Source organism: Shewanella inventionis, from assembly GCF_014641855.1.
Taxonomy (GTDB): domain Bacteria; phylum Pseudomonadota; class Gammaproteobacteria; order Enterobacterales; family Shewanellaceae; genus Shewanella; species Shewanella inventionis.
Window position 1 is genome coordinate 1 of sequence record NZ_BMII01000128.1, and the last position, 624, is coordinate 624.

At 42.6% G+C, this 624-nt stretch carries 1 pseudogene; it reads left to right on the forward strand.

Annotation, left to right across the window (positions count from 1 at the left end):
- Positions 1 to 171 precede the first annotated feature (171 nt).
- Positions 172 to 489: pseudogene (locus IEW93_RS21915) on the forward strand (IS66 family transposase); the annotation flags it as partial.
- Positions 490 to 624 lie beyond the last annotated feature (135 nt).

Below are 624 nucleotides of genomic sequence, written 5' to 3' on the forward strand. Positions count from 1 at the left end.
GGAGTTGGTTGAGGCAGCATAAGTTAGCTAATCGTTGCTTTGAAGGTTACGAGTCAATAGTTGATGCCTGTAGTGAAGCGTGGAATGCATTCATTGAAGATAAAGAGCGTGTGAAAAAAATGTGCCACCGACAATGGGCAACAATGATCACTTAGTTATGCGGAATGGTATAATACCAAACTGATAGAGGCGGCTAATTACCTGGCTAATCAATGGCACAAACTTATTCGTTATGTTGATGATGGCAGATTGAGTATTGATAATAATCGTGCAGAGCGAGCAGTAAAACCGTTTGTGATTGGCCGAAAAAATTGGTTATTTAGTCAGACAGCTAATGGGGCTCATGCCAGTGCCACGCTTTACAGCATTGTGGAAACCGCAAAGGTTAATGGCTTAGTGCCATTTGATTACATCATGGCTTGTCTTAATGAACTGTGCCAACCAGCACCGGATATAGACAGCCTGTTACCCTGGAATTTTAAAAGGTAGGTGTAGTTGCCCAGACGCTTACAACCACACTGTTATCATGCCCATTCAACGCACAAACCTTAGACGTAAAAAAGCCCGTTGTGTTAGCAACGGGCTTTCGTACTTATTAGGCGTCTGGAAATGAATACTGTGTTT